The sequence below is a fragment of the Microbulbifer sp. MKSA007 genome (assembly GCA_032615215.1).
Taxonomy (GTDB): Bacteria; Pseudomonadota; Gammaproteobacteria; order Pseudomonadales; family Cellvibrionaceae; genus Microbulbifer.
On record CP128433.1, the window covers coordinates 252,369 to 267,620 of the forward strand.

Sequence of the window (15,252 nt, forward strand, 5' to 3'; positions counted from 1 at the left end):
AGGCACCGAAGGCATTTGTCAGGGTACTGCGGAGTTTTTTGGACCGAAAGACGACCGGTCGCCACTTTCCAGCAGTTGTTGCAGCTCTGTTTCGATACGCGTGCGCTGTAATTGCTGCAATGGACTTAGGTTGGTTTTCTGTTGGCTAAGCAACTGGCTGCTGTCTTGCAGCTGTGGATATTGTCCATCCAACTGTCGACATAGGCTTTCAGGGCTAGGGCGCCAGCTGCGATCCAATAGAATTGCTACAACAGTAATTCCGAGCCAGGCGAGCAATAGCCACTGTGGCCAGCCGAGTACAAAAATGCCCAAGCCAGCCAGAAGGCTGAGGCCAGTGGCAAGCCAGAGATAGGGCCGCAGGGCTGTCAGTTGCCAGCGCCTGCGCACAGCGTTAAGGGTGGACTCCCGCTTATCCATGGTCGGCCTCCCCGTTACTATCGGTTGCCATGATGACTGCGGGTCGCGATAGGACAATTAGGCGTTCAAAAGCCAGAAGTAACAGTAGGGCGGCTATTAACCAGGGTTGCAGTTGTTCAATACGGCGGTTTTCTACCTCGCTGTCTTCTACAGGAAGGCCTGCCACTACTTTATTGGCAGACCAGTGGCCACGATTTTGGTGTTGCAGAGCCCAGTCTTGCCCAGACCAGTGCTGCCATAAACGTTCAGGTAAATCTGCGCGGCGATAAAAGGCCTCGCTGTACCAGTCACTTTCGTAGCGCAGCCAACTTCCCCGTCCCACTGAGGCCGCTTGAGCTGACTGGCTGTTATCCACAGCAACGAAGTTGAGATTATCGGCAGGGGGGATGCTGTTGTCGGTGATTAACAGGCTGCCATCTGAAACAAATTCCAGCACGGCTTGTGGCAGGGGAGCGGGGCCCGTGTAGATCAACCAATCTGCCTGCTCGGCATTGGGGGTCTCTTCTTGTTCCTGAATATGCACCGGTAGTCCCGGCATATTGCTGTGCCAGTCTTCCAGCACTGGCGCCCACCAGCTGGGCGGTTTGCCCATTAAAGCGATACTCGGTAATACCGGGCTCGGAGCTGTGGATGCTTTGTTGAGGCCGTGCCACTGCCAATGGGGACTGACTCTTAGTGCCTGGTGGGATGCTGGAACTCCGTTGTTTATCAACAGGATATGAGCCCTGCGCAAATCCGCCCGGCGTGATAGTGCTGATAGAGTTTTCCACAGGTCCACATTTTGTGGTGGAGGTGAGGTTACTGAGGGTGTTTCTGGGGATAACCACAGCACTTTATAACCTTCCCCGACAAGCTGTGGCAGTGAATTGTGGATAAATGTATTCGCTTCGCCCGCCCCAATTCTGGGGTCTACCAGTATCACGCCCTCTTGGGGATAAATTTCCCGTTTAATCAGCGGCTGTGCCAATAAACCTGCCAGCAGGGCGACGATTAGCAGGCGCAATAGCAGCAACCACTTGTTATCCACAATAGGGCGGCGCGCGCGACTCTGTGAATATCTTTGTACCCATTGCAGCGCAGCAAAGGAGATCTGCTGTGGATTACTTCGGCGCAGCAAATGAATGGCGATAGGGATAATCAGGGCTGTGAATAGCCATAGCCACTGTGGGGATTGAAATAAGTTATTTATCCACAACATCTCAGCACAACCTGCCGTGCAGTTGAATAAATTGGCGCAGTGACTTTTCCACAGGCTGCTCGATAAGGTCGGTCTGCAGTGAACACTCCTGTGTGGCAAAGCGTGCTTTTAACTCGCTCTGCGCTTGAGCAAAAGCATCCAGGTAAGACTGGCGTTGCCGCTCGGCGTCCACTTCTAAAGTTGCGGGAGTACTGGCGCTTACTTCTGGATTGAGCAGCTTTAGCTCTCCGACAAAAGGAAAAGTCTGTTCTGCCTCAATTAACAATTGCAGTGGCAGGCAGGGGCGGCCGGCGGCATGCAGGCGTGCGGCAAAATCGCCGATCTCATTACCCTGTTGAAAAAAATCACTCAGTAACACCACCTGACAGGGCCGCTCAAAGTATTGCCACAGCGGCGCCAGTTGAGTGTGATCTGGCCAGTGGTCGCTGGCGTCGAGTTGTTGTAGCTGAAGGGCGATTTGGCGCTGGTGGCCCTCGCCCTGGCCTTCGGGCACATAAACCGTCCGGCTGCTGTTAAATGCCAATAGGGAATAGCTGTCTCCTTGGGCGTTGAGCAGCCAGCAGAGGCTGGCAATCCAGCACTTGGCGTAATGCAATTTATTCAGGCTGGGCTCGACAAAGCTTGCCTGGCCCAGGGAGGCGCTGCTATCGAGCACAAAGCACACGTGCATACGGCTCTCCTGCTCGGTCTCGCGCACATAGTAGCGATCACTGCGGGCAAACAGTTTCCAGTCGATATGGCGGATGGAATCACCCGCTTGATAGCCTCGGTATTGATGAAATTCCAGGCCGGTGCCACGGCGCTGGCTGTGTTGCACACCGAGCATCACGCCCTCGGCGATATGCCGCGACAGCCACACCAGATCGCGACAACTGGCCAAGGTTTTGGGGGACAGGTATTCCACGCTGATCAGTCCCTGCCCGGTTCCGGCACCGCCGTCAGTAATTCGTCAATCAGCTGTGGCATCTGCACGCCATCGGCCTGGGCTTGGAAGCTGAGCAGCACCCGGTGGCGCAGCACTGGCAGTAACAGGCTGCGGATATCCTCGCGGGTGACGGCGAGGCGTCGTTGCAAAAGGGCGCGGGCCTTGGCGGCGAGAATCAGAGCCTGCCCCGCGCGGGGGCCGGCGCCCCACTTGATCCACTGTTGCAGGGTATCGCTGCCGCTGGTTTCCATACGGGTAGCGCGCACCAGTGTCGCCACGTAGCGGTACAAATCGTCGCTAACATGAATTTCCCGCACCAGTTGCTGCATTTCGCGCAATTGCTCCGCATCCAGGCTGGGACTGGGTTTGCCCCTGCTGACACCGGTGGTGGAGCGCAGGATTTCAACTTCATCCTTCTCATCGGGATAGTCGATATGAATATTTAACAGGAAGCGGTCCAGCTGAGCTTCCGGCAGCGGATAGGTGCCGGCCTGCTCTATGGGGTTTTGTGTGGCCAGTACGAAATAAGGATCGGGCAATTTCAGTGTTTTACCGCCCACGGTTACTGAGCCTTCCTGCATGGACTCCAATAGGGCTGCCTGGGTTTTCGGCGGTGTGCGGTTAATTTCATCGGCGAGCAGGATATTGGTGAAAACCGGGCCCTGCTGGAATTTAAAAAAGCGCTTGCCGGTGCTGTGATCCTCTTCGAGGATCTCACTGCCGAGAATATCTCCGGGCATTAAATCCGGGGTGAACTGTACCCGCTTAAAATCCAGCGCACTGGCATCGGCGAGGGTTTTTACCAGCAGGGTTTTACCCAGCCCCGGCACCCCTTCGAGTAGGGCGTGGCCGCCGGCCAACAGGCAGATCAACATCTGCTCCACCACAGGTTTCTGGCCGACAATCACCCGTGCAATTTCCTGTTGAAGATTGTCGAGGCTGTGCAGTTGTTCTTCGATACTATTTTCCAGGGTGGTCAGCATAATCAGCTCGTCAGTGCGTAAATAACAATGTTCACCGCAAATTTTGTGTTATCGATGGCGAGCCAGCGTTTGTTGCGGTAGTCGTAGTCCCATTCGCAGCCGAAATCCTTGTTGCTATAGAGCACGGCGATACGGCCGTTAACAACTATGGCTTTCAGGTAGTCGTGTACCAGATCATCACCCCAGCCATTTAATTCAAAGCTGGTTACTGGCAATTCGTCGAATTGGAAGAAGCAGCGGTAGAGGTCGTGATCATCCGGGAGCTTTTGCAGGCAGTCTTCGCCAAACAGCTCGGCCATTTGCGCTTCGAAGGATTTGGCAAAGAGACCGTCGATATCGTGGTTGCAGTCGTCGACAAATACAAAGCCGCCGCGATTGACGTAATCGCGAAAATTCTTTGCCTCTTCCGTGGTGAATTGCACCAGCTTGTGTCCGGCCAGGTAGCAGAAAGGCGCCAGCAGCATTTTCTTATCGGCCAGCGGCACTATGTGCTCTTTGGGGTCGACTCTGAGGTTGGTGTATTCCACCAGCGAATTGAGCACGTTGGAGGGCATGCGCTGATCTACATCCCAGTCACCGGACTCGTACATTAAGCGGGTGAAATAAAAATCGTAGTGCTCCTGCGCACTACCCGGTGCGGTATTTTGTGCGCGTGTGCCCAGCGGCAGCGCTGCGGCGCAGCTACCCAGGATCAGGCGCTGGAGAAAAGCCTTGCGGGTGAGGGACACGGGATAACTCTGTTACTGCGTTGGTTTTTATTGTTGAGAGCAAAGGAAAGAAGGTGCTTCGTTCGAGACTCGCTGTAAATACATCCCTGTACGCTCGTAATCGGCATCCATGCCTCATACGGTCTCGAACGGAGCACCTTCTTTCCTTCTACCCATTTATTTTCAATGCTGGGAACTGACTGGTTTGCTGGCCAGCTCCCGCCTGGATCAATGGCTAGCCCAGCTTGCGCTTGGTGTTAATCACATTGATACCGTCGAAGCGTGCAGTGGAACTACCGTGGGATACCGCACTGGTTTGCATCGGTTGTCCCTTACCGTCAAAGAAGGAACCACCCAGGCGGTAATCATCTTTGTCGCAGACCTGCGAACAGGCATTCCAGAATTCCTGGGTGTTGGACTGGTAGGCGACGTCCTCCACCATGCCGGTAATCTTGCCGTCTTCAATCTCGTAGAACAGCTGTCCACCAAACTGGAAGTTGTAGCGCTGCTGATCGATGGAGAAGGAACCGGCACCCACAATATAAATGCCTTTCTCCACATCCTTGATCATATCGTCGACGCTCAGCTCCTCCTTGCCGGGCAACAGCGAAACGTTGGACATGCGCTGGAATTGCACGCTGGACCAGCTGTCTGCGTAGCAGCAGCCGTGGGATTTCTTTTGCCCCAGCATATGTACCTGATCGCGAGTGGCCTGGTAGTTCACCAGCACACCGTCTTTTACCAGATCCCAGTTGCGGGTCTTCACGCCTTCATCGTCGTAGCCGACGGCGCCGAGAGAGCCGGGCTGTACCTTATCGGCAAACAGGTTGACCTTGTCGCTGCCGTATTGGAATTTGCCGCTGCGCCATTTATCGATAGTGGCGAAAGAGGTTCCGGCAAAGTTGGCCTCGTAGCCGAGCACGCGGTCTAGCTCCAGTGGGTGGCCGACGGATTCATGGATGGTGAGCCAGAGGTGGCTTGGGTCCAACACCAGGTCGTACTTGCCCGGTTTGACCGATTTAGCCGTGAGCTTTTCCTTGGCTTGTTGCGCCGCCAGGCGTGCGTCTTCGGCCATATCGTAGGAATCGCGATAGAGCACCGTCTGTGCTTGGATCTTGTCTTCGGCGCGGCCATCCAGGTATTCAAAGCCGCGTCCTACCGGCTGGCTGAGGCCCTGGCGGGTACGGAAACCGCCGGTTTTCTTGTCCACTGCGGTGACCGAGAAGGGCGCCCACAAACGGTGAACGTCCTGGTCGATATAGGAGCCGTCGGTAGAGGCAAAATACTTTTGTTCATTCACCAGGTACAACATGGAGTTGATATAGCTGGCGCCGGCATCCATAGCGGACTTGTTCACGTCCATTAACAGGTCCACCTTGTCGGCCAGGGGGATCTGCATAGCGTTTTTCTGGATGGGTGTCTGCCAGCTCACCTCGCCGTGGCCTTTTACCGGAGCCAACTGTACGGGCTCCTGCTGGTACTTGGAGTTGGCCTTGGCGGTAGCTACTGCCTGGCGGGTGGCGCGAGCGACGCCATCGGCTGTCAGGTCATTGGTGGCAGCAAAGCCCCAGGTGCCGTTGGCAATAACCCGAATCCCCATGCCGATAGATTCGGTGTTCACCACGTCCTGCACTTTCATCTCGCGGGTGATCACATATTGGTTCAGGTAGCGACCAATACGCACATCGGCATAAGTGGCGCCGAGTTTAGTGGCGGTATTCAGGGCGACATCGGCAAATTCTTTTTTTACCGAGAGATCAATACCGCTTTGCGTCAGTTTGCTCTCGGCGACCAGATTGCCGGACAGCGGCAACATGGAAACACCCAGGCCGGCACCGCTGAGCTGGAGAAATTTTCTTCTTTCCATTTCGTTATCCTCGATGGGTGCTGGCTGTTATACGGCGTCGGAAAGGCTGCTGAAGGTGAAGTCGCGCACTTTCAACGCGGGAATCATGGCGGACATGCCCCACATACCCACTCGCTGGGGTACACCCATATCTTCGATATTGTTGAGCATGATTACCGGGCTCTCGTTGAAGCGGAAGTTCTTCACCGGGTATTTGATCTTGCCGTTTTCGATATAGAAGGTGCCGTCGCGGGTGAGGCCGGTCAGGAGCATGGACTGCGGATCGACCATACGGATATACCAGGTGCGACTTACTAAAATGCCTCGGTGGGTATTTTTGATCAGTTCTTCGGTGGATTTATCACCGCCGACCATAATTAGGTTGTTGGGCTCAGGGACCACTTCGCCTTTGCTTTGCTCGGCCCAGTAGCGACTGCGCGCCAGGTTTTTCACTACCCCATCTTTCACCCATTCGGTGCGTCCCAGCTGCATAAAATCACCGCCGGTCCAGGGTTGAGCCGGCACATCGAGGCTGGTGGGGTCGGAGTAGAAATTTACTCGCTTGTCGAACATCTTCTCGCCGGTACGGTTGCCGCCGCCCTTTTTGCTCATAAAGCTGCGGCCCTCGTCGGCACTGCGCGCATCGAAGCCGCTCATCATGTAACCCACCAGGCCGGACACCGCATTGGGCTCCAGGATCACGGTGTACTTGCCCGGTTCCAGGGCACGGGCTTCCTGGGACAGGACCGCTTTGTCGATGGCGACAGAGGAGGTGCTGCCGGTATTCATTGCACCGAAATCGGTAACGTCACTTTCGGCCCAACCAGAACCCAGGCCATTCTCGGTGCGCATAGTTACAGTGAAATTGGCAGAGGTAGAAGCGTGGTAGCCGAACAAGCCTTTACTGGTGGCGACTGCAGCAAAAGAACGCTGGTCTTCCAGGTAACCTGCGGCAACCACTTTCTTTTCCTTGGCTGCAATAATGGAATCTGCCGCAGCCTTGGCGCGCTGGTCTGGAGTGATATCTGCAGTGGACTTGGCGAAGCCGTCTACGCTGACATATTTCTGCGGTCCCAGCATCGGCATGGCTTCCGGGTTTTCCGGAGATAGCTTGGCCAACTCTTCGGCGCGACGCATCACTTTTTCCAGGGAGGCATCACTGAATTCATTGATAGTGGCCACACCGGATTTCTTGCCGAAACGGGCCTCTACGGCCAGCTCGATATCATTGACGATACCACTGGTGGAAACGCTGTTGCGCGCGTAGCGAATATTGCCGGTTTCGCTGCCGGCCAGCTGCGCGCTGGCTTCATCGGCGCGGCTGTATTTTAAAACCTTGTCGAGAATGCGCTTCGCTTCACTTCTACTCAGAATGGCCATTGCCTTTTCTCCAATTACTTATTCTTGTGCGCCGCTCAGGAAATCTTGCGCTTGGTATTGATTACATTAATTTGGTCAAAACGAGTGGTGGAACAGCCGTGGGAGACCGCACTCACCTGGCTCGGCTGGCCCTTGCCATCGAAGAAGGTTCCACCCAAGCGGTAATCGCTGCTGTCGCATATCGCCGAGCAGGAATTCCAGAATTCCTGGGTATTGGACTGGTAGGCGACGTCCTCAACCTGGCCGACGATCTCGCCGTTTTTGATCTCATAGAAAAGCTGCCCGCCGAATTGGAAGTTGTAGCGCTGCTGGTCGATGGAATAAGAGCCGCGTCCGACGATGTAAATGCCTTTTTCCACATCGCGGATCATGTCTTTGGCTGAGTACTTCTTCTCGCCCGGAGCCAGGGAGACATTGGGCATGCGCTGGAATTGCACGCTGGACCAGCTATCGCCATAGCTGCAGCCGTGGGATTCCTTTTGGTCGATCATATGCACCTGATCGCGGGTAGCCTGGTAGTTCACCAGGATGCCGTCTTTTACCAAGTCCCAACGCTTGGTTTTTACCCCCTCGTCGTCATAGGCGACGGCGCCGAGGGAGCCCGGTTGCACCTTGTCGGCAAACAGGGTGACCTTATCGCTGCCGTACTGGAATTTACCGCTGCGCCACTTATCCAGGGTGGCGAAGGAAGTTCCCGCATAGTTGGCCTCGTAACCCAGCACGCGGTCCAGCTCTAATGGGTGACCCACAGATTCATGGATGGTCAGGCACAGATGCGAGGGTTCCAGTACCAAATCGTACTTGCCCGGATCGATGGACTTGGCTGATAGCTTGGCCTGGGCTTGCTCGGCTGCAAGCACTGCATCCTCGGCCATATCATAGGAAGCTCTATAGAGCGTGGTCTGACCAGGAATCTTGTCTTTGTCGTGACCGGCCAGGTATTCATAGCCTCTTCCCACTGGGTCACTGAGACCGTTGCGAGTCTTGAAAGCACCGCTCTGCTTATCAACAGCGGTCACCTGCATAGGTGCCCATAGGCGATGGACATCCTGGTCAATATAGGAGCCGTCGCTAGAAGCAAAGTACTTTTGCTCATTCACCAAATACAGGGAAGAGCGGATATAGCTGGCCCCAGCTTTGAGTGCCCCATTGTTAACATCCATCAGGAAATCGACTTTTTCACTGATGGGGACCTGCAGGGCATTTTGTTCGATAGGTGTCTGCCAGGAAACCTCGCCCACCCCTTTTACCGGTGCCAAACGCACGGGCTCAGTTTGGTATTTGGCATTGGCCTTAGCTACGGCAACTGCTTGGCGCGCGGCAAGGGCGACGCCATCCGCTGTAAGGTCGTTGGTGGCGGCGAAGCCCCAGGTACCATTGGCGATCACACGAATACCAGCGCCAAGGGATTCTGTGTTGACGATATTCTCCACGTTGGTTTCGCGGGTCATAACATACTGGTTCAGATAGCGGCCGATACGCACATCGGTATAACTGGCCCCGGCTTTGCGCGCGGTATTCAGGACTACATCAGCCAGGTGTCTTTTATGGGAGCTGTGCATGCCCTCATTGAGCAGCTGCTCCGCGCTGACCTGAATGCCCTGTAGAGGCAACAAAATACCACTGGAGCCGACGCCGGCGATCTTGAGGAATTTTCTTCTTTCCATTGGCTACCTTTACCCCACGAGAGCACGAGCACTCTCTGCGGGTACTTATTGTTATTACGACTGACGCTGGAGGCCTTGTGTGCACGGAGGTCAGACTTTGGATACGCACAACTAACAGGACCAACCTAAAGTTGTAAAGTACTCGCTCGGTAAAGTGAAGTTTCGTAGGGATAAGACGTTGTGAGGGTGGAACGGGAATCAGAGGGCAGCATTTCTTCGAACTTTGTCGAAAGTAATGTCCTTAAGCAGGAGACCGTTGCGGTAAACGGGCCTTAGCAGGCTAGCCCCTGATTTTAGATCGCTCTGCGCAATAGTTCGAAGTGCACCATCATCGCCGCGAATCAAGGCAAGGCGGCCACCCTTGGACCTTTTCTCGGGTCCGGTTCTCGGATTCTTAAAAATATCGTACCAACGGCCATTGATACAGATAGCGCTAGCTTTCATAGCAAATCCCATCATATCGCGGTCAACTTTTTGTAGTAATCCTCCGCCCATACCAAAGGTCAGATTTTCAGTGCTTTGATTGTTTTCTTTCATTGCTTGGAGAATTTTCGGGATTACAAAGCGAGTGATACCGTCTCCTTGTATGACGCGAATAAAGGGGGAGTAATCGATACCCTTTTTTATTCTTCTGCGAGCCAAATATCCGCATCAACCTTTCTATTGCTTCTATCACGACTTCTTCTGGGTTGCCGGAGTCAGGCCTTATTACTAATGTGCCGCCACTATGAGTAACTCTATCCTTTAATTTTTTTCCCCAGATATTCTCTATAGCATTCCATAAATCGTAGCTATCGCTGACAACAGCCACAGTTTTTCCTTCCCCAGAAAATTGCTCAAGTATATTACGGTAAGCATCTTCCTCATGCTGTTGTCCCCAAGCGATAATTGTGCTGTGTTCAGCGGCGGGAATGGAAGCTCCAGGTACAGCGGCGTTGTAAAATCTTTTTGCGGCTAATATTCCAGATATCGTATCAGTCCCCTTAAAATTAACTAAGTGAGCCATACCTCCCAGCATCGCTGTTTCGAGACTGCTGGCTCCCCGAGCCCCGAAATCATGTAAACGAAATTCCAGCGTATCCAGATTTTCCGCTGTTTCAAATAAATACTGTGAGATAATTTTCTTTATTTCGCGGCTCTGGGTAGCTACGGTTGATGGATACCAGATGCTCCGTAAAAGTGCAGTTTCAATATAAGTGGTGAGCCAAAAGCAGGAGGGGCAGGTATTAACAACCTGAGCTAAAACATTGGTTACTGGAATAACTTGTCCTTCTTCTATCGCTGTAATTTCAAGGGGCATTAAACCATTGTGGTCGTTTAAAATATGATTCCATCCATCACGGTTAAATGGCAGTCCATGGGGTTTTAAAATATTTTCAGCTTCATTAATTTGATGAAAACTGATGGGGGTGCTTAGGTATTGCTTGATAAACGCCTGCAAGCCAAAGAATACCGTCGACGCAAATTCACCGCCACGACACTCTACATAACTACTAATATGTGATGTTCCTGGGGGGTACTGCAGATAATGACTAGTTTTATAGCTATCGACATTGAGAATAGGATTTCCCAAGCACTCAAAGGATGAATTAGAGCCGGGCGCGTTCATATTTTCAAAACCATAAGTTGGCGTTGATTTTATGTCACTATTTTCCTGCTGTTATAGCGTGTAATTGATTTTTGAATTGTATACCAACCACAATGTTCAGTTTTACAGCGCTAATAGCTGCTACTTAAGCAAAGCATAAAAGCAAGCGACCCACGTTTAAAAACTTGTCATCCACTCATTTTACCTCCTATTGATTGACCTACTCTATTGGTATGTGTACATTTATATGCATGTGAGGCAAAGGAACGTCATGCTCAATGAACTCCAGTAAATTTCGGCGTGTTTACCGGCGGATGACTATGCCTACCATGGTGTCGATCGATCACAGTAGCGCTGTCACACAAAGTAAAAAATGCGTAAATTGGTTGCTGTAGAGAGAGGTTCGGCAGAGCAAAAAAATCTGCCCGGTCATAACTTTCCTGTGTAGAAGCGTTCCTTCCATTAATGACTTATTGTTTGGGAAAAAGTCATCGCAGTTTACTAATTTGAATGATATTGGAATTGCTCGTAGAGAATACGGCATTGATATAATTTAGTATTGATTCCAATCCTATTGCGCTACTTATAAAAACTCTGCTGCAGACTCGTAATACTTTGCGGAAAAATTGTCTTGCCGTCATAGCAGGAAAGCATAAACAGTATCTTTGGTGAGAGATTGGACACTGTTTCGACATCATTTGAAGTTTGTAGCCAATAATAAGGTGGATTTTTCTATTTGGGAGCAGGAGATAAGTTATGAGTGAAGGGTTTATAAAGCGCATATCACGTTTAATCTCTGTGTCCGCCAATGCCGTCGTGGACTCGGTTGAAGCCGCTGCACCAGAGTCAGTGATGGAGCAGGCAATTCGGGAGGTGGATGATGCAATTGCAGATGTGCGAGATCAGCTAGGGAAGGTGGAGGCATCCAAGTATCTAAACAGTAGAGCGTTAAGCGATGAAAATGCTCGTCATAAGCGTTTAGCTGAACAAATTGATATTGCTATAAATGAAGGTCGTGATGATTTGGCTGAAGTCGCCATTGCCAAACAAATGGATATTGAGGCGCAACTTCCAATTTTAGAAAAAGCGATCAATGAAAATGAGATAGAAATAAAGGAACTAGGTTCCTATATTCTTGCCCTGCAAGGTAAGAAACGTGAAATGCGTGAGCAGTTACAAGATTTTATTGCAGTCAATAAAAAGGTAAGTAGTAGAGTTACTGCGGATGAATATGGCAGGGATAGAAAGCCAAAAGCCCAGGTAGAACAAGCTACCGATGCATTTAATCGAGCAGTAGGTAATACAGCTATATCGACATTTGACTCTGGGATAGATGCCAGCAAATTAGCAGAACTTGAGGAGTTCGCGCGAAATAATCGTGTGAAAGAACGTTTAGCCAAGATTAAATCGGGGGCTGATGATATTTTTATTGCAAGACCAAAACCTGATCTTTACCGGTGCGCTGATTTTATTGTTTATGATAGCGCTTCTTGAAGGCATCATGACATTGATTGGTGTTGGTATTTCAGATTTACTGGATAATTTATTACCAGATTTTGATGTTGACGTGCCAGATACAGGGTTGTCTGGGGGGATGACTAAGCTGCTTGGGTGGTTGCGTTTCGGTGAAGTTCCTGCACTTATACTGTTAGTAACTTTTCTGGTTAGCTTTGGAGTGACCGGCCTAGTAGCCCAAATGCTCATAGAGTCTCTTGTTGGATATTTATTGCCAGGCGGTTTACTTGCTGTGGCAGTCTTTTTTCTTGCGCTACCTCAGGTACGTTTTGTTGGCAACATTATGCGGCGCTTTGCTGTGGGTGATGAATCCGAGGCAGTTGAGAGAAATTCCTTTATTGGCCGTGTAGCTATTATTACGATCGGTAAAGCAGAAATCGGTTCACCAGCAGAAGCACGTTTTAGTGATGAATACGGAACTACACATTATGTGATGGTGGAACCGGATGAAAGTGAAACATTTAATCAGGGGGATAAGGTGTTACTGGTTGAAGAGCTGGGAGCACATTTTCGAGTAACACGCCCCAGCAGTATACATCTTATGGAGAATAACTAAATGGAGAATCTAGAAGTGATAGGAAACCTACCGGTTATGGTATTTATTGCCGGGGCTGTATTAGTGGCCTTAATTGTTATTGGAACTATTTTTGCGCGCCTGTATACAAGAGCCTCAAAAGAGCGCTCATTTGTGCGTACTGGTATGGGTGGTCAAAAAGTCATAATGAATGGAGGTGCATTGGTACTACCGGTTCTACATGAAATTATTCCTGTAAACATGAATACTTTGCGCCTGGCGGTTTCCCGTAAAGAGCACCAAGCACTTATTACCAAGGATCGTATGCGTGTTGATGTACTTGCTGAATTTTATCTGCGTGTAAAACCGGATGTAGATGCGATAGCCAATGCTGCACAGACTTTGGGGCTGCGTACTTTAGACCCCGAAGCATTAAAAGAAATGATCGAGGGTAAATTTGTTGATGCGTTACGCTCTGTAGCAGCTGAAATGGAAATGGCTGAATTGCATGAGCAGCGCAGCCAGTTTGTACAAAAAGTTCAGCAGGTAGTTTCCGAAGATCTATTAAAAAATGGATTGGAACTCGAGGCTGTATCTTTGACCGGTTTGGATCAAACCCATAAAGAATTCTTCAATCAGGATAACGTGTTTGATGCTGAGGGCCTCGCCAGCATGACCCGCTCTATTGAGACGCGTCGTAAAGAGGTCAATGATGTCGAGCAAGAAACTATGGTACAGATCGAGAAGAAAAACCTCGAAGCTGAACGCCAAAAGTTAGAAATTGATAAAGAAAAACGTTACGCACACCTGGAGCAGCAGCGCGAGCTGGAAAATCGTGAAGCTGCTCAGAAGGCGGATATTGCCCGTGAACAAGCAGAGCAGGAACGCGCAGCACGCAAGGCTGAAATTGAAGCCCAGCGTGAAGTGAGTCAATCCCAAATTGCTGCGGAACAGGCAACTAAGTTGCTGGAAATCGAGAAAGAGCGTCGCTTGAAAGAACAAGAGATTGAAGGTGAGCGTATTCTTGATGAGCAGCGTATTTCCAAAGAGAAATCAGTGGAAATTGCCAAGCAGGAACGTGCAATTGCTGTTGCAGAAAAGTCCAAAGAGCAATCCCTTGCGGACCAACAGGCCAACGTAGCTCGAGCTGAAGCAGTAAAAGCCGAAGAGCAAGTTCGCACGGCTCAGGATGTTGAAGTTGCAGAGCGTGATAAGCGCATTGAAATTATCGAAGCTCAAAAAGTAGCGGAGCGTCAGGCCACGGGTATTAAGGTAATGGCCGATGCAGAGAAAGCAGCTGCAGAGGATAAGGCTGAAGCATTGCGCTTGCAGGCTGCAGCTGAAGCTGAGGCTATTCGTATTAAAGTTGAAGCTGATCGTGAAAAATATGCGGTGGATGCTGAGGGGCAGCGCCTGATGAATGAAGCTTTCAATAGCCTTAATGAGGCCCAGATCGCACTTAAGAAGGTGCTCAGTCTGCACGAAAATCTTCCCAATATTATCCGTGAAAGCGTTAAGCCGATGGAAAGTATTGAGGGAATGAAAATTATCTCTGTTGAAGGCTTAAATGGTGTTGATGGTAGAGCAAGCAGCGGCATTTTAGATGGCGAGGCTGAATCCAAAGGACAAAGCTTGCCTGAGGCTCTGGTGGGTAGTGCTCTAAAACACCGAGCTATGGCGCCGCTGGTAGACTCGCTCTTAAAAGAAGCTGGAGTTGGCGACCTCAATAAGACTACTGAGATTGATAGTTAAAACAACGTACATTTTTTAAATTATATAGTACAAAATTAACTATTGTTTTTAGAAATAAATGATTCTTATAGCCCGGTTCTAAATAGGTAGATCCGGGTTATTTTTTATTAAGGTACAAAATATGAAGCGCTGTACCAGCTGTAAAGATGGTGTTCTTAAACCAGGATCTATCGAAGAGTTATTTCGTGGATATACTTGTTCTTCCTGTGAGGGTAACTGGATTCTTATTGAAGATTACTTAAGCTGGAAAATACAAAATCCTGAATACAAATTTCCAGAAGATATTAGTAATCTGAATGATGTGGTCGCCGAAGATACTAAACGAGCTATCTTGTGCCCGGTGTCTGGCTCCATAATGCAAAAGATAAAAATTATTGCTAGTAGTGAGCACCGTATTGATTACAGCACTGTTGTCGGTGGAGTTTGGTTAGATAAAGGCGAGTGGGATTTACTAAAAGCTGAAGGACTTGCTGGCTCACTTAACTTTTTAGTTACTCATGAATGGCAGAAAAAGATCAGGGAGAACAAGGCCCAAGAGACTTTTTCTGAAATGTATCGGAGTAAATTTGGCGATGACTTATATGATAAAGCTAAAGAAGTTCGCAAGTGGCTTAATTCAACCGAACAGAAAGCAGATGTTTTGGCCTATTTAAATGCGGAAGATCCTTACTCTGCTGAACGTTAACGCCTAATCAATATGTCCTGTTCCAGGGAGGCTGACTAACGTGGCTTCCCTGAAATATTAGCTCCATTGTACTCT

The 15,252-nt window shown here is 50.3% G+C and carries 14 protein-coding genes; 4 read left to right on the plus strand and 10 right to left on the minus strand.

The annotated features are described in order from the left end of the window. Positions 1-18: 18 nt before the first annotated feature. From QT397_03795 to QT397_03840, 10 genes are all read right to left on the minus strand, one after another. Positions 19-417, minus strand: a complete 399-nt coding sequence (locus tag QT397_03795; GenBank protein ID WNZ56499.1) for a hypothetical protein — start codon at positions 415-417, stop codon at positions 19-21. Beyond that, positions 410-1,615 (minus strand): BatA domain-containing protein, encoded by a 1,206-nt coding sequence (locus QT397_03800; protein ID WNZ56500.1) that lies wholly within the window; start codon positions 1,613-1,615, stop codon positions 410-412. The genes QT397_03795 and QT397_03800 overlap by 8 nt, the downstream gene beginning before the upstream one ends. A gap of 1 nt (position 1,616) precedes the next feature. Continuing rightward, on the minus strand, positions 1,617-2,519 hold the full coding sequence (locus tag QT397_03805) for a DUF58 domain-containing protein (GenBank protein WNZ56501.1): 903 nt from the start codon (positions 2,517-2,519) through the stop codon (positions 1,617-1,619). 5 nt (positions 2,520-2,524) lie between these two features. After that, on the minus strand, positions 2,525-3,523 hold the full coding sequence (locus QT397_03810; protein WNZ56502.1) for a MoxR family ATPase: 999 nt from the start codon (positions 3,521-3,523) through the stop codon (positions 2,525-2,527). A gap of 2 nt (positions 3,524-3,525) precedes the next feature. Further along, positions 3,526-4,251, minus strand: coding sequence for a DUF4159 domain-containing protein (locus QT397_03815; GenBank protein WNZ56503.1), 726 nt, complete (start codon positions 4,249-4,251; stop codon positions 3,526-3,528). A 214-nt stretch (positions 4,252-4,465) separates the two neighbouring features. After that, a complete protein-coding gene (locus QT397_03820) occupies positions 4,466-6,097 on the minus strand; it encodes a TldD/PmbA family protein (GenBank protein ID WNZ56504.1) in 1,632 nt (543 codons plus the stop codon). Between the two features lie 27 nt (positions 6,098-6,124). Beyond that, positions 6,125-7,456, minus strand: a complete 1,332-nt coding sequence (locus QT397_03825; GenBank protein ID WNZ56505.1) for a TldD/PmbA family protein — start codon at positions 7,454-7,456, stop codon at positions 6,125-6,127. Between the two features lie 35 nt (positions 7,457-7,491). Next, complete coding sequence (locus QT397_03830) at positions 7,492-9,123, minus strand: TldD/PmbA family protein (GenBank protein WNZ56506.1); 1,632 nt, start codon at positions 9,121-9,123, stop codon at positions 7,492-7,494. A 198-nt stretch (positions 9,124-9,321) separates the two neighbouring features. Continuing rightward, positions 9,322-9,750 carry a hypothetical protein gene (locus QT397_03835; protein ID WNZ58614.1) on the minus strand — a complete coding sequence of 143 codons (429 nt, stop codon included), beginning with the start codon at positions 9,748-9,750 and terminating at the stop codon, positions 9,322-9,324. Beyond that, entirely contained in the window at positions 9,635-10,732 is a 1,098-nt protein-coding gene (locus QT397_03840; GenBank protein WNZ56507.1) for a nicotinate phosphoribosyltransferase, read from the minus strand. Before QT397_03840 ends, QT397_03835 begins: the two co-directional genes overlap by 116 nt. 735 nt (positions 10,733-11,467) lie before the next feature. Here QT397_03840 and QT397_03845 point away from each other — a divergent pair. The 4 genes from QT397_03845 (at position 11,468) to QT397_03860 (ending at position 15,177) form a co-directional block, all read left to right on the plus strand. Then, positions 11,468-12,205, plus strand: coding sequence for a PspA/IM30 family protein (locus QT397_03845; GenBank protein ID WNZ56508.1), 738 nt, complete (start codon positions 11,468-11,470; stop codon positions 12,203-12,205). Next, positions 12,141-12,782, plus strand: coding sequence for a YqiJ family protein (locus tag QT397_03850; GenBank protein ID WNZ56509.1), 642 nt, complete (start codon positions 12,141-12,143; stop codon positions 12,780-12,782). The genes QT397_03845 and QT397_03850 overlap by 65 nt, the downstream gene beginning before the upstream one ends. Then, positions 12,783-14,492: a flotillin domain-containing protein gene (locus QT397_03855; GenBank protein WNZ56510.1), complete on the plus strand. Its 1,710-nt coding sequence runs from the start codon at positions 12,783-12,785 to the stop codon at positions 14,490-14,492. A 121-nt stretch (positions 14,493-14,613) separates the two neighbouring features. Next, positions 14,614-15,177 (plus strand): hypothetical protein, encoded by a 564-nt coding sequence (locus tag QT397_03860; GenBank protein WNZ56511.1) that lies wholly within the window; start codon positions 14,614-14,616, stop codon positions 15,175-15,177. Positions 15,178-15,252: the final 75 nt, after the last annotated feature.